Annotated in this window: 23 protein-coding genes and 1 pseudogene; 6 read left to right on the top strand and 18 right to left on the bottom strand. The window is 44.0% G+C overall.

The genetic code is table 11. The features are described from left to right. Positions 1 to 39 precede the first annotated feature (39 nt). Together AC1VYS_RS23465 and AC1VYS_RS23470 are read right to left on the bottom strand one after the other, a co-directional pair. Entirely contained in the window at positions 40 to 450 is a 411-nt protein-coding gene (locus tag AC1VYS_RS23465; protein WP_482911691.1) for an O-methyltransferase, read from the bottom strand. A 298-nt stretch (positions 451 to 748) separates the two neighbouring features. Then, positions 749 to 2548 carry a M3 family oligoendopeptidase gene (locus tag AC1VYS_RS23470; protein WP_482911692.1) on the bottom strand — a complete coding sequence of 600 codons (1800 nt, stop codon included), beginning with the start codon at positions 2546 to 2548 and terminating at the stop codon, positions 749 to 751. A 119-nt stretch (positions 2549 to 2667) separates the two neighbouring features. Between AC1VYS_RS23470 and AC1VYS_RS23475 the strand changes: the two genes are divergently transcribed. After that, the gene (locus tag AC1VYS_RS23475) at positions 2668 to 2838 is read left to right on the top strand and encodes a YycC family protein (RefSeq protein WP_090919636.1); all 171 of its coding nucleotides are present in this window, start codon (positions 2668 to 2670) and stop codon (positions 2836 to 2838) included. Further along, entirely contained in the window at positions 2835 to 3065 is a 231-nt protein-coding gene (locus AC1VYS_RS23480; RefSeq protein ID WP_482911693.1) for a hypothetical protein, read from the top strand. The genes AC1VYS_RS23475 and AC1VYS_RS23480 overlap by 4 nt, the downstream gene beginning before the upstream one ends. A gap of 18 nt (positions 3066 to 3083) precedes the next feature. On the opposite strand, the gene AC1VYS_RS23485 is transcribed toward AC1VYS_RS23480, so the two are convergent. Together AC1VYS_RS23485 and AC1VYS_RS23490 are read right to left on the bottom strand one after the other, a co-directional pair. Further along, positions 3084 to 3815: a DUF2225 domain-containing protein gene (locus AC1VYS_RS23485; protein WP_482915104.1), complete on the bottom strand. Its 732-nt coding sequence runs from the start codon at positions 3813 to 3815 to the stop codon at positions 3084 to 3086. Between the two features lie 42 nt (positions 3816 to 3857). Then, positions 3858 to 4235: a globin domain-containing protein gene (locus AC1VYS_RS23490; RefSeq protein ID WP_482911694.1), complete on the bottom strand. Its 378-nt coding sequence runs from the start codon at positions 4233 to 4235 to the stop codon at positions 3858 to 3860. A 557-nt stretch (positions 4236 to 4792) separates the two neighbouring features. On the opposite strand from AC1VYS_RS23490, the gene ylbJ reads away from it, so the two are divergent. Together ylbJ and AC1VYS_RS23500 are read left to right on the top strand one after the other, a co-directional pair. Then, complete coding sequence (gene ylbJ / locus AC1VYS_RS23495) at positions 4793 to 6034, top strand: sporulation integral membrane protein YlbJ (RefSeq protein ID WP_482911695.1); 1242 nt, start codon at positions 4793 to 4795, stop codon at positions 6032 to 6034. A 102-nt stretch (positions 6035 to 6136) separates the two neighbouring features. Next, positions 6137 to 6940 carry an NAD kinase gene (locus AC1VYS_RS23500; protein WP_482911696.1) on the top strand — a complete coding sequence of 268 codons (804 nt, stop codon included), beginning with the start codon at positions 6137 to 6139 and terminating at the stop codon, positions 6938 to 6940. Positions 6941 to 6993: 53 nt separating this feature from the next. On the opposite strand, the gene AC1VYS_RS23505 is transcribed toward AC1VYS_RS23500, so the two are convergent. Together AC1VYS_RS23505 and lipA are read right to left on the bottom strand one after the other, a co-directional pair. Then, positions 6994 to 7416 carry a YutD family protein gene (locus AC1VYS_RS23505; protein ID WP_482911697.1) on the bottom strand — a complete coding sequence of 141 codons (423 nt, stop codon included), beginning with the start codon at positions 7414 to 7416 and terminating at the stop codon, positions 6994 to 6996. A gap of 14 nt (positions 7417 to 7430) precedes the next feature. Continuing rightward, complete coding sequence (gene lipA, locus AC1VYS_RS23510) at positions 7431 to 8330, bottom strand: lipoyl synthase (RefSeq protein WP_123064726.1); 900 nt, start codon at positions 8328 to 8330, stop codon at positions 7431 to 7433. A 266-nt stretch (positions 8331 to 8596) separates the two neighbouring features. Between lipA and AC1VYS_RS23515 the strand changes: the two genes are divergently transcribed. Continuing rightward, positions 8597 to 9604, top strand: coding sequence for a M23 family metallopeptidase (locus AC1VYS_RS23515; RefSeq protein WP_482915105.1), 1008 nt, complete (start codon positions 8597 to 8599; stop codon positions 9602 to 9604). 278 nt (positions 9605 to 9882) lie between these two features. On the opposite strand, the gene yunB is transcribed toward AC1VYS_RS23515, so the two are convergent. The 3 genes from yunB to zwf form a co-directional block, all read right to left on the bottom strand. After that, positions 9883 to 10842 carry a sporulation protein YunB gene (gene yunB / locus AC1VYS_RS23520; RefSeq protein ID WP_482911698.1) on the bottom strand — a complete coding sequence of 320 codons (960 nt, stop codon included), beginning with the start codon at positions 10840 to 10842 and terminating at the stop codon, positions 9883 to 9885. A 250-nt stretch (positions 10843 to 11092) separates the two neighbouring features. Further along, positions 11093 to 11986, bottom strand: coding sequence for a phosphogluconate dehydrogenase (NAD(+)-dependent, decarboxylating) (gene gnd / locus AC1VYS_RS23525; protein ID WP_090919660.1), 894 nt, complete (start codon positions 11984 to 11986; stop codon positions 11093 to 11095). 273 nt (positions 11987 to 12259) lie between these two features. After that, entirely contained in the window at positions 12260 to 13714 is a 1455-nt protein-coding gene (gene zwf / locus AC1VYS_RS23530) for a glucose-6-phosphate dehydrogenase (RefSeq protein ID WP_482911699.1), read from the bottom strand. A 425-nt stretch (positions 13715 to 14139) separates the two neighbouring features. On the opposite strand from zwf, the gene AC1VYS_RS23535 reads away from it, so the two are divergent. Continuing rightward, complete coding sequence (locus AC1VYS_RS23535) at positions 14140 to 14460, top strand: winged helix-turn-helix transcriptional regulator (protein ID WP_311282147.1); 321 nt, start codon at positions 14140 to 14142, stop codon at positions 14458 to 14460. A 241-nt stretch (positions 14461 to 14701) separates the two neighbouring features. Here the strand turns inward: AC1VYS_RS23535 and AC1VYS_RS23540 are convergent, their stop codons facing one another. The 9 genes and pseudogenes from AC1VYS_RS23540 to AC1VYS_RS23580 form a co-directional block, all read right to left on the bottom strand. Next, positions 14702 to 14986, bottom strand: a complete 285-nt coding sequence (locus AC1VYS_RS23540; protein WP_482911700.1) for a hypothetical protein — start codon at positions 14984 to 14986, stop codon at positions 14702 to 14704. 143 nt (positions 14987 to 15129) lie between these two features. Next, a complete protein-coding gene (locus AC1VYS_RS23545) occupies positions 15130 to 15456 on the bottom strand; it encodes a hypothetical protein (RefSeq protein WP_482934416.1) in 327 nt (108 codons plus the stop codon). Positions 15457 to 15856: 400 nt separating this feature from the next. Beyond that, a complete protein-coding gene (locus AC1VYS_RS23550) occupies positions 15857 to 16069 on the bottom strand; it encodes a hypothetical protein (protein WP_482934417.1) in 213 nt (70 codons plus the stop codon). A gap of 498 nt (positions 16070 to 16567) precedes the next feature. Continuing rightward, positions 16568 to 16864, bottom strand: a complete 297-nt coding sequence (locus tag AC1VYS_RS23555; protein ID WP_482911703.1) for a DUF3349 domain-containing protein — start codon at positions 16862 to 16864, stop codon at positions 16568 to 16570. Position 16865: 1 nt separating this feature from the next. Then, on the bottom strand, positions 16866 to 17921 hold the full coding sequence (locus AC1VYS_RS23560; protein ID WP_482911704.1) for a DUF1308 domain-containing protein: 1056 nt from the start codon (positions 17919 to 17921) through the stop codon (positions 16866 to 16868). Positions 17922 to 18220: 299 nt separating this feature from the next. Beyond that, positions 18221 to 18739 (bottom strand): annotated as a pseudogene (locus tag AC1VYS_RS23565) (DUF5704 domain-containing protein); the annotation flags it as partial. A gap of 53 nt (positions 18740 to 18792) precedes the next feature. After that, positions 18793 to 19014, bottom strand: coding sequence for a hypothetical protein (locus tag AC1VYS_RS23570; protein ID WP_482911705.1), 222 nt, complete (start codon positions 19012 to 19014; stop codon positions 18793 to 18795). Between the two features lie 79 nt (positions 19015 to 19093). Then, positions 19094 to 19342 (bottom strand): hypothetical protein, encoded by a 249-nt coding sequence (locus tag AC1VYS_RS23575; RefSeq protein WP_482911706.1) that lies wholly within the window; start codon positions 19340 to 19342, stop codon positions 19094 to 19096. A 190-nt stretch (positions 19343 to 19532) separates the two neighbouring features. Then, the gene (locus AC1VYS_RS23580; RefSeq protein ID WP_482934418.1) at positions 19533 to 19895 is read right to left on the bottom strand and encodes a hypothetical protein; all 363 of its coding nucleotides are present in this window, start codon (positions 19893 to 19895) and stop codon (positions 19533 to 19535) included. Positions 19896 to 19986: the final 91 nt, after the last annotated feature.

Here is a 19986-nt window from a genome sequence, read left to right on the forward strand (position 1 = left end):
CTATTTGTAATAAACAACGCAATATCTAGTTATGGTACATTATGAGCCAGATCCCATACCCGAATCCAGATATGTATTTGTCTTAGGGTAGCGAATCATCAAGTTCGCCATATTGTAGTTGGATTCCATCGTGGCATCGATCATAATCATGCCTTGTCTTACCGTAAAGTCATAGCTGATTTCACCATGTGTCCAATTTCGTTTGAATTTCAGCGTTTCCAATGCCATGGCGCGAAAAGAAGTCCTTTGCGCATGATTAAGTCCATCACTTTCCATCTCAATCCGCCCCTCTCTCCCCGTTATCGGATTATGTCGAATACCAAATTTTCCAATAACGTTATTTCGTATTTGCACAAAAACTACTCCTGAATCTAATCCTGATAACTCCTGATCTAGTTCTTTGAACACCAAATCCAACTGTCTTGCTAATGAAAGTTGCTCTGCTTTCACGTTAACACTCCTCCTACTATGTTTTTTATGCTTTAAGTCCTATAACACAAGGACTTACGACTCATTATATGACATCATATACGCTTACTCAACAAATATAAACATTTTTGGGTAATTATCCCTATGTTTTGCACAATTAATTGCCACACCCCTTCCTAAAAGTGAGCTTTTTCCGTTATTTACGACAAAAAATACATACACCACAAAAGAGATACGAAAATGAAAAAGAAGCCACCATTGATGTATTAGACAGTCAATGATAGCTTCTTTTCTCGTTCATTCGAATTCAAATGTTTTGCTATTGCATATCTGAGGTCATCTCTAAAAATTGCTCTATATCGGCAATAACCAGATTCGCAGCATTTTGCCAGAAGTCCGCTTGTGTCAAATCTGTACCCAGATGTTTCTGAGCCAGTTCCTCAACAGTCATTCGTCCAGTATCACGTAGCAAATCATCATATTTCCCCGCAAAAGCGGCACCTTCTTGCTGTGCCCGAGCATAGATTCCCGCACTAAACATGTACCCGAAGGTATAAGGGAAATTATAGAAGGGTACACCGGTCAGATAGAAATGTAGCTTAGATGCCCAGAAATGTGGATGATTTGACGCAAGAACACCGCAATACGCCTCTTCTTGAGCCTCCACCATTAATCTGCTCAACTCATCCGCACTTACCAGGCCCTTCTTACGCTGCTCATAGAAACGATTCTCAAACAGGAAACGAGCATGTATGTTCATAAAGAACGCAACACTGCGTTGTATTTTATCTTCAAGCAACGCCAGCTTCTCCTGCTCATCACTCGCAGTTTGAACTAATGCATCAGCAACAATCATCTCTGCAAATGTAGAAGCCGTCTCAGCCACATTCATCGCGTAACGCTGATTCAGCGCTGGCAGTTCTTCCATGATATGCTGGTGGTATCCATGACCAAGTTCGTGCGCGAGTGTGGACACATTCGACGCCGTTCCAGAGAAGGTCATAAAGATCCGAGTTGCTTTGCTTAGTGGCAATGAAGTGCAGAATCCACCTGGACGCTTGCCCGGACGATCTTCGGCTTCAATCCATCGGTTCTCAAAAGCCATCTCTGCAAAGCTCGACAGTTTAGGACTGAACTTGGCAAATTGCTCCACGATCGTCTGGGCTGCCTCGTCATAGGTCACTTTGCCAACAGACTTGCCCACCGGTGCTTCTACATCGCTCCAGCTCAGCTTATCGACACCAAGCAATTGGGCTTTTCGCTCCAAATACTTTACAAGTACCGGCTTGGCTCCGTTGATGACCTCCCACATCGTATCCAGCGTTTGGCGTGACATCCGATTAATCGAGAGAGGTTCCTTCAAGATATCATGCCATCCACGCTTCTCATACAGCTTCAGGCGGAAACCTGCGAGATGATTCAACGTATCTGCGCAGAAATCCTCCACATCTGTCCAGGCCTGCTCCCATGACGCAAATACCTGCTCACGCACTCCACGATCGGTGTCACTAAGCTTGTTAGCAGCTTGTCCTGCGGACAGCATAACCGTATCTCCATCCTGTTCAAACGGGATATTCACTTTGCTTACAATCGTATTGTAAAATTTGCCCCAACCATGATAACCATCCACGCCCAGATCTAGAGCAAGCCCCTCCAGATCCGGTGACAATTTTTCTTTCGCTTGTGTACGACTCTCGTTTAACACAAAGGACAGCGGTTTGATTTCCGGACGTTCAAGCCATTTAGTCCATACATCCTCTGGCATCAGGCTAAGTATGTTGTCGAATTTGGATTTACTGCTGCTGAGCATCGCTGCAATAGAACTTACAGCCCCCTGAAGTTGAGCCGCTTTTTTATCCTGCTGGTTTTGAGCGGACAAACAGGATACAAATGCAGAACCTTCAGAAATTCGGACATAACAGCTCTGTAGCAGTTTGAGAATAGAGTCAAAAGCCTCCGTGTCTCCCAGTGTCGTTGGAGCAGCCGTCTGATTCAATGTTTCTTGCAGCTTTCGTACATCCGTTTCCAGATCATTCAGATATGCAGCGAATGCTTCGGAAGAAGAACCTCCACTAAAGATGGACTCCAGATCCCATACAGGATGTAATGGCATTTTCATCTAATAAGGCACCTCTTTCTATAGATTCGATATAAAGAATTGAATTAAAAACTGGTTTTATACGCAACGTATCTCTATACTAGAGAAATAATGCAGCAACTTTTTCAGGAGGTAAGTGTATGAAACCTTTACAAGTATCGGCCGAAACAGCCGTCAAATTAGCAGCATCTCTGGGCGTGCCTTTGGAACATTTAATGCATATGCCTCAACATATTCTCATGCAGAAGATTGCAGAACTGGCCAAGGAAGAGGCAGCTAAGCCTTCTGATCAGGAAGACAAGTCCGAATGATCCCTTTTGAAAATAGTTGGCCATACGATGTGATTATGGGGGATATTTATGTACAGCAATGCCCTTATTGCGGTGCTAACAACGTACTTCTCCCCCTTAAACCCAAAGAACTCATCCGTATCCGTGAAGGAAAAAAGAAATTGCTTGTCTTTCCGTGCTGTAATAGCAGCATGACCGTCATTGATACCGATAACGATTACCTGTTGTCCAGTCGCCCTGTCCGCTAAACATGTTAGCTCTTAAGCCTAAAGGGGGCTGCGCTTTGCAGTCCCTTTGTCTGCTTCCAGCATCTCTTGAGGTAATTCCATCTTCCCCGATATCATCTGTTCACGCAGTAGTGCCCATTGTTCCCTCGAAGCACGAATCATTGCTGCATCCATAATTCGCTTGTCATGAATGACTCGGCCGAACCACTGGACCGCTTCATGGAACCTTCCAACTCTGCGATTCAACTCTCCCAGAAGATACAGCAATTTGGCTTCATTGCCGCCTGTTCCTTCCCGTTCAAACACCTTGACATAGGCCTCTAGGCTGAATTCGAGAAAACGATGCTCCTGCGCATGATCTTCCATATAACGGTACAACCAGGCAATATGATGCAACAGGCCAGCAACGACACGATCCTTTTCCTGAATAACCTGAGCACACAACAAACCTAATTTGTAAGTAGCAAGTGCCTGCTCCAGATTTCTTGCCCCACTATAATCCCGCTTAACCCAGCGGTTTCCGATCTGTTCGATAAACGCCTTGCGCTGCATCTCATTCAGATTAACTGATGAATTTTCGGTTGAAGCAAACCCACACGAAGGGCAGATTCGGACCACATAAAAATCCGGATTCTCCTGTTTGTAATACGCGCAAAAATCAGAATCCGTTCGGTAAGGCCGTTTCAAACTCGGCCTCACTCGTGACGTTTCAAACTCTTTCTCGCAGTAATTACATGTCACCTTCACCTTATACAACGGCTCTAATTCCACTTGTTCCATCCCTCTCCCGTAAGGCTTATCGTATATTTGGAACTATGGCGTATTTACAAAATGGTGAGCAGGTCCGGATAAACGCTGCAAAATAAACGAATGCAACGGTTCCTCCACGCCAACTTGTGTTAACGCTTGATTCATACATGCAAGCCACGCCTCTGCTCGCTCTACCGTCACTTCAAAGTGCATATGACGAGCACGCATCATCGGATGTCCGAAAGCTTCTGAGAACAACGCTGGACCTCCAAAAAATTGAGACAGAAACATGTATTGCTTGTCCATCACCGGCCTGATATCTTCCGGGAAGAGCGGTGCTAGCTTTTCATTTTGCATTACAATTGGATAAAAAGCCTCCACCAATGCACGAACGCCTTGCTCACCACCAAGATTGTCATAAATACTTAAACTTTGATTCATGCTTCTTCCCCCTTTCATATGTCGAATTTTGTAATATAGTACATGTCACTTAAACATGCTCAACAACAGATCAACAAACCTGGCCCTTAAAGACCAGCATCTTCATTCTATCAAAAAAAACCAAAAAGTCCTATATTACATGAAAGATCAGATTTGACCAGAGCCTTATGTACCAAGGAGTTTTGGATTAAAAATGACAAAAAAAGCGCCAACCTTAAGGGCTGGCGCATCACATATTTCATTAATAACTTCGCCAATCTTCCTCTTCAGTACGCACCAGCGAGGCACGTATCACATACACAAATGCACAGACCAAGACTCCGGCGACAAGACTCATGATCATCACTCCATCCTTATTGATTCCACCTTTATGACCATTAGGTGACGTTCAGGCGTTTTTACCATTTTAGCATACATCATTCAAAAACACAGCCATCTTTGCAAGCGCTTTCCATATATTATTTTGTACTGTTTGTCCATTGTTTTTCATATATTGATGGCATAGCTACATCACGGATTGCAGATCATGCAACTTCATCATAAAAGGAGAGAAATTCATGAACGTTCCTCAGCGCATTATGCAAACTTCGGTAATTCTCACTCTCCTTATCTTTTGCGTGCTAATGGCTTTGTATCCATCCGAGACCTGGCATGCCAGCGTGAGGGGGCTATCGATTTGGTGGGATGTTCTGTTCCCTTCCCTGTTTCCCTTTCTGGTATTATCCGAGTTGTTGCTCGGTTTTGGCATTGTGCATTTTCTGGGTACATTGCTTAATCCACTCATGCGCCCGCTATTCCGCGTTCCTGGAAGCGGAGGGTTTGTCTTTGCAGTAAGCTGTGCTTCAGGTTATCCCACCGGCGCTAAACTGACGGCACAATTATGGGAACAGAAACTGGTCACACGAGAAGAAGGTGAGCGGCTGGTCGCATTCACCACGTCATCTGATCCGATCTTTATGATTGGAGCGGTGTCTGTTGGTTTTTTTCACAATACATCCATCGCCCCAATTCTTGTGGCATCGCATTATTCAGCTGCTTTTCTTGTAGGCGTGCTCATGCGATTTCATGGTCGTTCCGCTACAGATCTGTCCTCCGAATCCTCTCCTGCTCACGGAGAGCATCGCAGCCGTTTCATGCGCGCGATCTATTCAATGCACGAAGCAAGGCAAGCAGATGGACGGGCATTTGGTGAGTTATTACGGCACGCCGTATCCTCTTCCCTCAGGCTTATTATTATCGTAGGAGGACTGGTTGTATTCTTCTCCGTCATAATGGAATTATTGGTACAGACCGGATGGCTTGGAGTATTATACACCGTGACGGAACAAGGACTTCAACATGCCGGTTTACCACCTTCCTTGTCCCATAGCCTCGTCGGCGGATTATTTGAGGTGACGCTTGGATCCAAGGAAGCCGGAGTTGCAGCTAGCACCGTACCTCTTGTTTTCAAAGTTGCTGCTGCTTCCTTTGTACTTTCCTGGGGTGGACTATCCGTCCATGCGCAGATTATGAGCGTCTTAAGTAATACCCCAATGCGGTACGGTCCGTTTTTACTAGCCCGAGCGATTCATGCCGCAATTGCACCGTTACTTGTTATCGCGTTATGGCCCCTTTTCATGGGAAAAATTACTCTACCTGCATTTTTGAATACCACGTATATCCCTTCACACTCTGCATATACACCAGGATGGATGCTCATTGGGACAACAGGAATAATGGTGTTCGTTTGCATACTCTTCATTCTGTTATGTCTTGCCTGGATTCATTCGTATCTGACGCCAAAACGGGGTAAAAATTAGAGCCTCGTGCAAATAGTTTGCCCGGAAGTTGAATCGGACATTGTGTTATGGCGCGGAATTGATTATCATCGGTAGTATAATGACCACAAAGGAGCTTTCATCTTGAGATACTATGTTCAAGACCGCGGAGACCAGTTATCGATTGATCTCAGTCAGCAGTTTCATGCGCTGGCGAAGGAAGAAGGATTCAAGCTGGATGCAGAATCGCCGGAGATTGTCATCTCCATCGGAGGCGACGGAACGATGCTTCAAGCTTTTCACAATTTCATCGACCGCATTCCGGATATTGCTTTTGTTGGGGTTCATACAGGCCATCTTGGCTTCTATGCCGACTGGAAGAAGGGAGAATTACGGGAACTGGTTAGACTTATGAGCGGTAAAGGCGATCCTGATCTCCTTAAACCGCGTATTGTGAAGTATCCATTGCTGGAACTGGAGATTCGTAAAAAGTCAGGCAACGCCTCTTACATCGCCCTGAATGAATTCACATTAAAAGGGGTAGATGGTACGGTTGTAGCACAAGTGGACATCAACGACGTTACATTTGAGATGTTCCGGGGGGATGGGATCTGCGTTTCCACTCCTTCAGGTAGTACGGCGTACAACAAAGCACTCGGCGGGGCCATGGTGCATCCAACCATTGATGCGATTCAGATTGCTGAGATTGCTTCCATTAACAACCGTGTCTACCGGACGCTTGGTTCACCTGTCATTTTGCCCAAGCATCACCATTGTGATATTTTCTCACGTAAAGATCAGCGTCTACTGCTGACCATTGATCATGTCAATGTGATGGTAGAGGATCTGATCTCCGTTCGCTGTCAGGTCTCCGAGCAAAAGGTCAGCTTTGCGCGTTTTCGGCCCTATCCGTTCTGGAACCGGGTACGCACTGCCTTTCTTGACTAGGCCAAGCCAGTACATCTGACTAAACGCAATACACACCAAAAAAGCGGTCCTTTTTAGGAACCGCTTTTTGCTTTGGCTTGTGCCTGCTCTTTGCACTTCTGAAGTACGAAGTATGCACAGCCAAAGTTACAGTATTCATTGATGTAATCCACCAAATAAGAGATGGTTGAATCCTTCGTTGCTTTGGGGTGATTGTCCCGATAAAAACCTTTGAGTCTCAACTGACTATATCCCCAGTCCCCAATAATGTAGTCGTAACGCTCCAACACTTCGCTGTAACGGTCACGAAACACTTCAGGGTTCCAGCCCTGCTTGTGGTTCTGAACAATTTCGTAGTTTTTAGTACCGACCTGTACAATGACGGGTGCCTTAGGCTGTTCCTGTTCCTGTACAGACTCCTGTTCCGTTTCTTGCGGCTGTTGCTCGTTCTGTTGCTCATTCTCCAGCTGTTCTTCCGTGTTTTTATTCTGTTCCAATCCGGATTCCTCCATCACGCGTGTGTTGCCGCCTGTTCCGTATGCTGGTTCGCTGATTTTACCTGTTCATGTGCATGATAAGAACTGCGTACCATCGGACCGGATTCGACGTGACTAAATCCACGCTTCAATCCTTCTTGTTTCAATGCTGCAAATTCTTCAGGCGGATAATACTTCTCAACAAACAGATGTTTCTCGGATGGCTGTAAGTATTGACCAATCGTCATAATATCACAGTTCACCGCACGAAGATCATCCATCGTTGCTAAAATTTCGTTATATTCTTCACCTACGCCCAGCATAATGCTTGATTTCGTTGGGATGTTAGGCTGCATCTCTTTGGCACGAGCAAGCAATTCCAGTGAACGTTTATACTTTGCTTTGGCACGCACTTTATCTGACAACCGTTCAACCGTTTCGATGTTATGATTCAAAATATCCGGTTTGGCATCCATAACGATCTGCAGCGAATCCCGATCGCCCATAAAGTCCGGAATAAGCACCTCCACACTGCACAGCGGCAAACGTTTGCGTACTGCTTTCACCGTCTCAGCAAAAATTGTGGCTCCTCCGTCTTTCAAGTCATCCCGAGCTACACTTGTAATTACGCAATGTTGCAGGTTCATCTGCTCTGCTGCTTCTGCTACACGTTCCGGTTCCTGTAAATCAAGTTCCGTTGGTAGACCGGTATTGACCGCACAAAATCGGCATGCTCTTGTACAAATATCGCCCAAAATCATAAAAGTAGCTGTTCGATTCGCCCAGCATTCATAAATATTCGGACAACGTGCTTCCTCACATACCGTATGCAATGTTTTGGAACGCATCATGTTTTTAATTTCCTGATAGTTATCTCCGGTTGTCAATTTGATCCGAATCCAGTCCGGTTTCGGTTCTTTAACACGTTTAGCCAATGCATAAACCTTCTTTCTACTGAAGTTAGGCTGTTGCTCGGAACATATTATACCATGAAAGGCTTGGAAAAACCCCCATTTGTCACATCTTGTGCATGCACAGCGAAATGGATAAAAACAGAACGTTTGAAGAACGCTAAGGTATAGCTTGATTTATCGGGCATACATGCATCATCTCAATGGAAAGGGGCTGCTTCCCTGTGCAACAGCACTGGTCACTCCGTAACACCTACGGCTTTTGCATTAAAACCTTACTCGCAGGCGCTCTGCTTCTCCCGTTCCTGCCTGCTGATGTTTACAGTGAATCTCTCCAACAAAAAGATATTCAAGCACAGACTATGGAGCCAAAAGCAGCTGACATTTTCGCTGCACGCCGTCATCTATATGATAGTATTGGCCAGATGACCCAAATACCATGGTACAGATTGGCCGCAATTGATCAGTATGAACGAACCATTACACGCGCGCACCCTAAGGATCGTAAACATCCTGATCGTTTAACGGGTATTTTCATGACCTCTCCGGCCTGGAGAGGCTGGCTGAATCCGGATGAGACAGACCAGCATTCTCAATCCATTCTTTTCTTCAATGGCAAAGGCCGAGATGGATCAGGAGACGGAATTGCGGACTCTAACAATGATTTGGATGTGCTTTACAGTATGGCATCGATCATACAGCAATATGGAAATAAACCAGAGGATTTTGGCATTGGTCTCTGGGAGTACTACCACAATTCGAGAGCCGTGCAGCGAATCCAGCAATTTGCGAAATTATATGAGCATTTTGACAATCTCGATCTATTCGGACATGCCTTTCCTGTTCCTTTAGGTACCAATTATTCCTATCGTAGCACATGGGGAACGAAACGCAGCTGGGGTGGATACCGCATTCATGAAGGAACGGATATCTTTGCTCCACATGGATTGCCGGTTCGCAGTACGTGTTACGGCATTGTTGAAATTAAAGGCTGGAACCCATTCGGTGGATGGCGGATTGGTATCCGGGATTTGAACAATCATTATCATTATTACGCTCACTTATCTGGCTTTGATAAAGGGGTGCGAATCGGTGATGTGGTTACTCCGGGTCAGGTAGTCGGATGGGTTGGCAGCTCAGGCTACGGCAAACCTGGAACTCAGGGCAAATTCCCGCCGCATCTTCATTATGGAATTTATCGTGACAGCGGTCTGCATGAATGGTCATTCGATCCCTATCCACTGCTTAGACATTGGGAACAGGAAGAACGCGGCCTGAGGAAGAAAAAGAGTAAGTAAAGAGCACGCAGCAGGCGGCGAAAAGGAAATAGAAGATACACTTCCACTGGTTCCAAGACACAACTAGACATAAATAAGGGGAACCTCTGTAATTGCGGAGGTCCCCCTTTTTGTATACTTACTTACTTACTTACTTACTTACTTACTTGCTTGCTTGCTTGCTTGATGCACACAACTCACATGCTCCTACTGTCCATTTTTACCGGACATCCCTTACTATTGCCAATTGCTATTTGCTATTTTCTTTCGCATATCTAGTGATGCCATTCGTTTTATGTCTAAGGATGGCCATTCTGTCCAGACTGGAAGTTTCCGTTCAGATCAGGCGGATCCAGTTCAATTTCAAGCCCGTTGGACTGTCTATTGTTTCCCGGCGCTTGCTGCGGACTTTGGATCTGTGGCTGATTGCCAGATGTCTCGCCGCTATGGTTCGTACCTGTACCACTCCCGTTGTTACTATTAGTACCGCCACCACCGTTCCCTGTGTGGCCATTACCGCCATTTGATACGCCTGCCTGCCCCGAAGGCAGTGCAATCGCAGGAGCATTACTGCCATTGCTGCCAACCGGTTTGCCTTGATTATCGTAATAATACATCGGTACGTCACCAACAACGAGCAGATAGGAGATCGGGATTTCCGTATCAACGGTTTCTGGTTCCATGTCAAAAGGCACAACCACGGCGACCTCGGCAATAATGTGGATGTATACCTCGACCAGAATCATATTAATGCCTGCATTCTGCTGACGGGTATTCAGGTCAACCTTGACCGCCCCCTGCGGTTCAATGCGAACGGGTATGCTAGGGCCAAACGAGGCCAATACGGGACTTCCCAGCGCCTGACCAAGCGGAATTTTTTCTTTCAACATATGCACGTTCTGAAGGGTAGACTGCACCACATTCATCGTACTTGCCGTGATGCGCATATGTTCGTTATAGTTCAGCATAAAACCCGAAACTTTGCCTGCCGTGTCGGTTTTCCAATCGATTAAACCTTCCGTTGTCTTGCCTTCAGCAACCTGAGCCGTAATGGCTTTATTAATCGCTTCAGTTGCAATCTGCTTTACCCTGATCTTAGCCAAGTGCATAATGGGCGGCTTCATCTTTTTGTCCACGTATGCAAAACCTTGCATCAGACAAAATATCGCTACGAGCAAAGCAATTAACCATATTTTGCGCCTGCCACTAGGTTGTTTCGGCGGCCGTCGTCTTCGGCTTCGCCATCTCTTTCGCATCATCGGAGCGTCCCTCCCCTGCGGGATGAGCCATAGGCTTATATGTTATGCATATGCAATGTTGTCCTGAAAAAGAAGGACAGCACTCCGCATGTCACGTTGGAGTAGTTTGATCGCCGATAATCCGCAGGATGCACAAAGCAGACTACTCTAAGCGCAAAAAAACCTTCCGCCCGCAGCAGATACCATCTGCACAGGCGAAAGGTTTACTTTTCACAAATAAGAAATCTTTAGGTTTGTTCAAAAGAATAAATTAGTTTTTCTCCACCGCATGTCCACCAAATTCGTTACGCAGTGCCGCAACGACTTTACCCGTGAACGTATCGGTTTCCAGGGAACGGTAACGCATCAACAGGGACAGGGCGATAACAGGTGTAGCCGTTTGAAGGTCAAATGCCGTTTCAACGGTCCAGCGGCCTTCGCCGGAGGAGTGCATAACCCCTTTGATTTCATCCAGGTTAGCATCTTTGGAGAACGCACGCTCTGTCAATTCCATCAGCCAAGAACGGATAACGGAACCGTTGTTCCATACACGCGCAACTTGTTCGAAATCGAAGTCAAATCCGCTTTTCTCCAATACGTCGAAGCCTTCACCGATGGAAGCCATCATACCGTACTCGATTCCGTTGTGCACCATTTTGAGGAAGTGACCGCTACCTGCTTTACCTGCATACAGATAACCGTTCTCCACTGAAGTGTCTTTGAAAGCAGGCTCAACGATCGCCCAAGCTTCCGGATCTCCACCGATCATGTAACATGCACCGTTACGCGCACCTTCCATACCGCCTGAAGTTCCTGCATCCATGTAGTGAATGCCTTGTGGTTTCAGCTGTTCGTAACGACGGATGGACTCTTTGTAGTGGGAATTCCCTGCTTCGATGATGATATCACCTTTGGACAGCAGCGGGCTCACTTCAGCCAGCACTGCATCTACAACGTTATGAGGAACCATGATCCACAGCACGCGCGGAGATTCCAAGGATTCAACCATTTCTTTGTATGAGGAAACGCCTTGAGCGCCGTATTCTTTCATTTCATTAACCGCTTCTGCATTCAGGTCAAAGGCAACCACTTCGTGTTTGTGATCAATCAGGTTTCTGCCCAAGTTCAAGCCCATTTTTCCGAGTCCGATAAGTCCAAGTTTCATGATAAAATCCTCCTATTTATGCAAATGTTTTGAGTATTCAAATTGTTCAATGAAAGCAGTTCCTGCCCATGCAGCAAATTCCCGTTCCGGTTACGAATCGTTCCTTCGAGCACTGTTTGCTGTCAAACGAAACACTTTAAAATGAACAATCATCTATATATAAAATGTTTGCGGCCTTCTGGCTGAATGAGTCAGAAGGTCTTATGCAAAATTGGAACGGTATAATTTAAAGCAATGAAATATTTAGAAAATAGTTGAGGAATGTTTCCTCTCTTACCACCAACGGAATCCATTCTCCGCAGTCAGACGATCGGCTGTTTCAGGTCCATTCGAACCTGCACTGTACGTATCCAGTGGAATAGTACCTGCCGCAAAGGCCTCCTGAATCGGTTGTACCCACTGCCATGCCAGTTCAACTTCGTTCCAGTGTGCAAAGAAAGTGGAGTCTCCACGCATCGCGTCAAAGATCAAGTTCTCGTACGCTTCAGGAACGTTACGTTCTCCTGAGTTAAAGGTCATATGCATCGGTTCTACCTCACCATGGTTCAGTGGGTTCTTCGCATTCAATTGAAGAGAGATACTTTCGCCAGGACCAATTTCCAGCGTCAACAGGTTTGGAGCCATCGTGTTTTCAGACTCATGTCCTGTTTTGAGCGGCGCCTTGAATTCAACGACGATTCGGGTTGATTTCTCAGCCATGCGTTTACCTGTGCGAATATAAAAGGGAACCTCGTCCCAGAACGGATCATCCAACCACAGTCTTGCGGCTACATATGTTTCATTCTGTGAGTTAGCAGGAATACCAGGCTCGTCCAGGTAACCAACAACTGCTGAACCTTGAAGCTCGCCTGCACCATATTGGGCACGAACCACTTCAGAAGTCACATTTTCTTTAGTCAAAGGCCGCAAAGACTCTGCAATTTTTTTCTTTTTATACTGAATTTCTTGCGGTGTGCAACGTTTCGGCAAATGCAACGCAATCATCATCAGCAGTTGAAGCATGTGATTCTGGAACATGTCGCGGAGCGCACCACTTTGGTCATAATACGCAGCACGTTCCTCAACACCTACGGTTTCACTTGCTGTGATCTGTACGTTCGCAATGTAACGGTTAGACCAAAGTGCTTGAATCACCGGGTTGGCATACGTCAGTGTTTCGATGTTCTGTACCATTGGTTTTCCCAGGAAGTGGTCGATCCGATAAATTTCTTCTTCCGCAAAGGTATTGCTCAGCTTCTCATTCAGCTCACGAGCAGACTGCAAATCATGTCCAAATGGTTTTTCGATGATCAGTTTCTTCCAGCCTTTTGTGTTACCCAGGCCGCTTTCTTGAATATTCAGTGCGATTGGCTCGAAAAATTCAGGTGCAACCGACATATAGAACATGCGGTTTTCCGGGATATTCAATTCTTGTTCACGCTCTTGCACCAGCTGAAGCAACCGGGTGTAATCTTCAAGCTTCGTATTGTTCAGCGAACAGTAACGGAAAGCTCCGATGAAATCGCGTACCTGTGATGCCTCCTCCGGCTTCTGACGGGAGAATTCCTGTAGTGACTTTTCCACATTCGCTTGGAAGTCTGCATCCGATAGTTCACGACGGCCCAAACCGATAACGGAGAATGCCTTCGGCATTTTCTGATCTACGTACAGATTGTATAATGCAGGGTAAATTTTACGTTTGGCTAAATCGCCTGTTGCCCCGAACAGGACAAATGTCATTGCATCCATTGGAGTGCCTCCTATGATCTGTGCAGTATAGTATATGATGTTGCAAAATGGTCAAATCCAAGCATGACAAAAGACGGAATAAGTGGGCACGTCGCCCGCCTTGCCTCCGTTTATTAACGTTGCCTCAATCCAACCATGGGAACATTCCTTCTCTCCATAACCTCAATCAACTTTGATCAGGTTATAAATTGTAACCTTAAGATTTAACGTTACCCATATTACACCTGTCGTCACAATTCGTCAACATTCGTGTCTAACCTGTGAACTCCAGTGTTTACAGGGGTTTTGTTGAATGTTAACGCTTTATGTGGTAAGTTTAATAGCAATTGGATTGTGACATTTTATACATATACCCTGTGGACAAGAAGGTTACAATAAGTATACTAAGTATAGTACAAGGGATACTAAACCAAAGGAGTACAGTTATGAACGATGATGAGAATGCTAAGCAAATGTGCTCAAAAGTGGAACAATCTTATCAGATCATTGGCCGAAAGTGGGTGGCTTTAATTATCCATGCGTTGATGGAAGAACCCAAACGCTTCAGTGAAATTCATGCTTATATTCCCGATCTGAGCAAACGTGTATTGAATGAACGTATGAAGGAATTGGAAGAAGAGGGACTGGTCGTGCGGCATGTCGTTACTGAACGTCCCGTTCGGACTGAATATATGCTGTCTCGCAAAGGAAGCGAACTGGGGCGCGCGTTAAGCGCGGTAGAGAAATGGGCGGAGAAGTGGCTTTAAAGAAAATTAAAATATTCGCCTAATATAAAATTAATATTTTGTAGTATATGCTTGAATATATGTTATCCGGATGATGAAAATATATAATCCAAGTGTTGCCCCTTTTTCATACAAAAAATAAGCAGCACTTGGGTTTGTATTCAAACTTCGTTGACCCGTTTTTTTGCTACCTATGTATAGAATCGAGCCTTGTACATCATACTATTCACCAAACGCATCCGGCTGCTTCAAACAAAAGTTTTTATTCGTTCAACTGGTACGGATCGTAGCCGTTAACTATCAAAACTTTCTTTAATTCTGGACTAAAACTAAATGACTCAGTTCGGTTTTCTTCATAATTAATTGAGAGATTAAAAGATTGATCTGCATGCTGAGAAACATAGCCATAAAAAGTAACCCAACTCATTGCCATTTTAGGTTGCATTTGTTTTTCTGTAATTACAACATCTAAGTTATAAGTATCTTTCAAATACTTAGTCGCTATGGCCTCCGACCGATCTATAACTTCCTGATCTTCTTTGCTCACTCCTGAACATCCCCCTAATAAGGAGATAATAACAACGATTAAAAGAAAATTTTTGACAATCCGTGACACCTTCATCCCTCACATTATCCTTTTCATTAGAAGTATCACACATGGCTTCACAATCCCTCGAATCCTAAATTTTGTTACTCTTTTTTTATAGGGGGCGAACCCCTTTCACTAAGCATATTGCGAAAATCTCTGCTAAACGAAAGTAATTCTGCCTTATTTGATTCATAGTTTACCGAGATATTGAAATGCTGCTCTTCATGTCCTGATACATAGCCATATATAGTAACACGAGCCATAGCCATTCTGGGCTGCAACTGTCTTCTTGTAATCACTACATCAACTAGATCATAAGTATCTTTCAAATACTTAATTGCTATGGATTCTGACCGATCTATAATCTCCTGATCTTCTTCGCTCACTCCTGAACATCCACCTAATACTCCAATGATTACAACAATCAAAAGAAAACTTTTGACAATCCGTGACACCGTTTTATCCCTCACTTTACTCTGAATTTCTCCATAAAAAATGAGACGAATCGAAGAAAACTCATGATCTCAGCTCGATCCATCCGCATGAGAACATCACATCCCATCGCGTAACGAAATTGCCCCATCATAGTTATCCCGTACCTGACACTGGTGGACTTATACATCGAAGACAGTATCATGTTCGACTCTTATAAATATCCAAAAATCTTTACCAGAATTAGGACAACAAACATATCTTTCGCCCGTTGAACTTCCGTCCAGGGGCCTTTCTCCCCGCATCTAGGGACATTCTTCTGTAATTACAAGTAAGTTATACATGTGACCCTCCGAACAAATCGAATACTTCATTCCCTCAGTAACTGAGAAGATTCTAACTATGATTGTTCGTAATTTCCTCGCCTCTTCTTGTATCCAATATCATATCCCTCCCATTGGACACGGCAGCATCGATGGAGGCTTTCGCCCAATGGCTGGCAGGCACATCTTTAAATGAAGGTGTTGCTGCTGCAGTTGCATTTCCAGAAAAAGGGAGCGTTCCAAGGACCAACGCACCGCTTAGTAGTAGTTGTGTTACTTTCTTCAAATTATTCACACTCCAGTATTGTTATTCTACAATCTCTGCTAAACCTATGTACCTTAAATCGTCCACATCTTAGACCTTCCTAAAATACCACCTTCAATTCTTTGTAAATGTTCAGCTTGCTTCATACTTTTTCAAGAATAAACACTAGGTCTTCAATCATTCTAAAAGTCAATCAAAAATTCCATTTATAAGAATATTTTACCACTATGAGCACGTAAAATATAGGTATTTAGATTTAATTTTTTACAATCAATTTTAATGAAAGCATAACAAAACAGGTCAATCATGGTGGTATCTGACCATAATCGACCTGTTTAATGTAAGGGAACAGCGTTATTAAAGCATTTACTGTGCGTACAAACAAAATGATAAAATCTTTATAACGGTATTACTTGGGTTATATTTGTTATTTGTTGAAAGATGGGTTCATTCGGCACCAGATAGCCCCACCAAAAAAGAAACCTTGAAAGGCATGAAACCAATCAAGGTCCACTGTCTTTATTCTTCTTCTGTCCATTTCTCAAAACCATATGGTAAAAGTTTTTTTCTTATATTCTGTATGACTTCATCACTTGACAGGTTAAAAAATACTGATTTTTGAATGTCATTAAGAGTAATAGCTATGTCTTTCCCTGTAATTGACGAAATAACTTCAGCCAAGTTCCTGTCAGACATATATTCGTAGAGCAAGGACATGAGCGGAAAATAATCATCGTTTCCAATACCATTAGGGAAAGCATGTTTTAACATCTTGTATGTGCTTTCCAAGTGTTTTGGCATCAACGTGTCACTCAATTTACTTACCTCCTAAAGGTACTGGTGAGTGTATATATGCATCAAAATCCACTCCTTGGGCAGAAGCCCCTCTTACAAATTTAGCATCACCAGTCATAGTTGTAATTCCTAAATTATCGCCCGTACCAAAAATAATCTTATCATTCGCTCCGACTTTCTTGGTTTCTACTAGATTCATAGCCCTAGAGGACGGGTTATCAGGGATGACTTGAACGCGATTCATAAATCTTTCCGCGCGTGCTTTCTCCAACGGTCCTGCAACTCCGTTTATTATATTTCTAAATTCTCTTGCAGCAGTGTCAGTCATAACCATCTGTTTTCCATTTACATATGCTTTTAACTCATGTCTGATAGGAGAACCTTCAGATATAAATGCATTAGCAGTTCCGGTATCGATATTTACCTTCGGAAGATCAACCGTCCCGCGAGTATTACACTTCATCAACCCCAACGGGTCAATGTAACTTACCGGATTCCCGTTGACATACGCATAGCGGTTAAATGTCTGTCCGTCTTGAATCTCCCCGCGAATGACGTCCCGGTTCAAGAAACGCTTCAGCTTCGGATCATAGTACCGTGCTCGCATGTAATACAGTCCGTTTGCATCGGTCATGACCCCGTCTCGCCCATTGTACGCAAACGGCTGCGAGGTGACACCTTCATGCTGCTCCAGCTCGCCATACAATCCATACGTATAGCGATCCGTCACCCGGTTCTGTTCATCTGTCAGAAGAGTTGTACTGCCCCGCAGACCGTAGTGGTAGCTCAGATACGTTCCATTGGCATCTTCCCGCCCGATCAGCCCCAGACCGTACACATAACGGGCCTTGACATTGCCCTCGCCATCCAGCTCCATCAGTACCCGGCTCAGTTCAGGCGCATCGTCAATGACGTAGCGAGTCACTTGGCCGCGCTGGGCCAGTTCGATGCGGTCGCCTTGCGGGTTATACCGATATTTCAGCTTGCCCGCCTTCACCAGTCGGTTACGGGCATCGTATTCATACGCGGAAGCGGTGCTGCCATCCGTGGCATACAACAGGTTACCATTCGCATCCATCTCGACAGGATTTGGTTCTCAGATTTATTTTTAAATAGATACTTCTATACCTAGTGCTATTTTTACTGTAAAAATAATGCGGCACCCCATAAGGGATACCGCATTTAAATCACATCTCTATTTCTCATATTTGTGCATGTTCCAACTAATGCGGCACCTGGGCACTAAATCGTCCCGACTCGAACGATCCGCGTGATAGAACACCACATCTCCATCTCGTAACGAGAACGAGTTCCCATAACTATCCTGCACCTGACGTTGGAATCCTTCTAGCAGCCACTGGTTCATGAGTGGGGCATGGTGCCTACGCGGATAAAGTTCCGCAGATTGGTCGAATAATACAAATCCACCGGCACGCGGGTTCAGCCATCCTTGCTGACAAAATAAAAGGTCGGGGTGAGACGAATCCCGTCTCTCGGGCCAAACATATTGCCTTTCGTTTTATAATCAAACTTGAAGTGGTATCCCATTTCCACTCCCATATTCTGGTATCCCTGCAGCGGATGGCTTCCCGGCCGGATCGGCACGGTAAACTGCGGAAAATTCCCTCGCTTATCTCCATCAATATCCTGCGTACTTGTCCAGTAACTAAACCAAGTTGGGGCAATACTGTCCTTGAAACGGGGGAAACGAGCTCCCAGTTACAATCGGCCAATGACCTCCACGGATACTTCGTCCGATGCAACGTGGTAGTACAGGTTGGTATTCGCATCCAGCTGAGCATCGACTTCCGACTGCATACTTTAGTCAGACGGTGCATTTTCCGCAAGGTTGCGAAACTCTACTTAGTAATCTCCCTCATACACCCACACCGGGAGAGCTTGTACATAGATTCATCCAGAACCCTGACAGACCTATGTGGAATACTCAATTAAAAACTTATAGTGATATTTTCAAAAGTTTCAATCTGTTTGTTCGGATTTTTATTTTTTACATTTATTTTATAATTAAGAGGTTTATAGTAGTTGTATTGCTTATTTTCTTCATCGTAAGGAGCTTCTTCCTCAACTATTTCAACTTCTTCTGCACCAATAAAACATGAAATGACATCAGCAAATAAAGATAGTATCTCAACATGTGAAAGATTACGCAAATGCCCCTCGTACACAACATTTCCAAAAGCATCACTTGATGTATATACCTTTTACATTTTCATCGATGAACATTATTTCTTAATCACAAACAAAAATCGATGTTTGAGTTCCATTGAAGCTAATAAACAAATCTCGTTTCTCACCATCAAAACATATAAATTGAATTGGTATATGTGAGCTTAAGTCAATCTCTCTATCATCATCAGTCAATGTTCTTATAGATACAGCTGAATTATTTTCAAATTTAGTTATAAGAAAATTCCAAAGTTCTTCATTAGAAAATAGCATACATGCCGTCGATCCATAGTTCGCTTCTTCTTTCATCAATCAAACACCGTCCCCTTTATAAACCGATGACAATAGACTTTTTCTTATGTTATTTTCAGCCAAAGGTTATCTTTTACACGTCAAGGTGAAGCGGGACATAGGCTTTGCCTATGCATCTGTCAGGTGCATTTTTCACTAAACAAAAAAAGAAACCTTGAAAGGCAAGAACCCTACCAAGATGTTTGATTCGTTACTTTTCTTCTACGGATAAGACTTCAATCGAGCGACAATAGAAACTCATGACATCATTTTCATAATCATGAACGTAATATCTTTTGCTACTTTCCCAGCAACGGTCCTTCATATCAGTTATTTTAAATCCTATTATTTGATTAAACGCACCACCAAAATCCGATAGCTTTAGAGAAGTAACCTCGTTAAAACCTAACAGCACTTGGTATGACTTATTCGCTGCTTTCGCTTCTAAAATATATCCAACCTCTAAAAAGGATACTTCTTCAAAATGTTCGTTATAATCCATATAATAACGAATACTTGAAACAAGTCTGAAGTCCTTTTCCCTGATTGGTACTGGAATTTTTTGAAGAATCAAGTTGTAACTTTTTATGAACTCCACTTTATCACCCCTACTCATTAAAAGAAGTTGTAATCAAACTCCTTACCCTTATCAGAATATCCTGGTT

The organism is Paenibacillus sp. G34, assembly GCF_056856875.1.

Bases quoted from the DNA above. Each gene is read 5' to 3' on its own strand.
- gnd (WP_090919660.1), bottom strand. From the start codon at position 11,986: ATGAAACTTGGACTTATCGGACTCGGAAAAATGGGCTTGAACTTGGGC.
- AC1VYS_RS23490 (WP_482911694.1), bottom strand. From the start codon at position 4,235: ATGAATCAAAGTTTAAGTATTTATGACAATCTTGGTGGTGAGCAAGGC.
- AC1VYS_RS23560 (WP_482911704.1), bottom strand. From the start codon at position 17,921: ATGGATGCGAATGGTAACCTGTTGTATGCCACGGATGGCAGCACCGCT.
- yunB (WP_482911698.1), bottom strand. From the start codon at position 10,842: ATGATGCGAAAGAGATGGCGAAGCCGAAGACGACGGCCGCCGAAACAA.
- AC1VYS_RS23470 (WP_482911692.1), bottom strand. From the start codon at position 2,548: ATGAAAATGCCATTACATCCTGTATGGGATCTGGAGTCCATCTTTAGT.
- AC1VYS_RS23475 (WP_090919636.1), top strand. From the start codon at position 2,668: ATGAAACCTTTACAAGTATCGGCCGAAACAGCCGTCAAATTAGCAGCA.
- AC1VYS_RS23480 (WP_482911693.1), top strand. From the start codon at position 2,835: ATGATCCCTTTTGAAAATAGTTGGCCATACGATGTGATTATGGGGGAT.
- AC1VYS_RS23535 (WP_311282147.1), top strand. From the start codon at position 14,140: ATGAACGATGATGAGAATGCTAAGCAAATGTGCTCAAAAGTGGAACAA.
- zwf (WP_482911699.1), bottom strand. From the start codon at position 13,714: ATGGATGCAATGACATTTGTCCTGTTCGGGGCAACAGGCGATTTAGCC.
- ylbJ (WP_482911695.1), top strand. From the start codon at position 4,793: ATGAACGTTCCTCAGCGCATTATGCAAACTTCGGTAATTCTCACTCTC.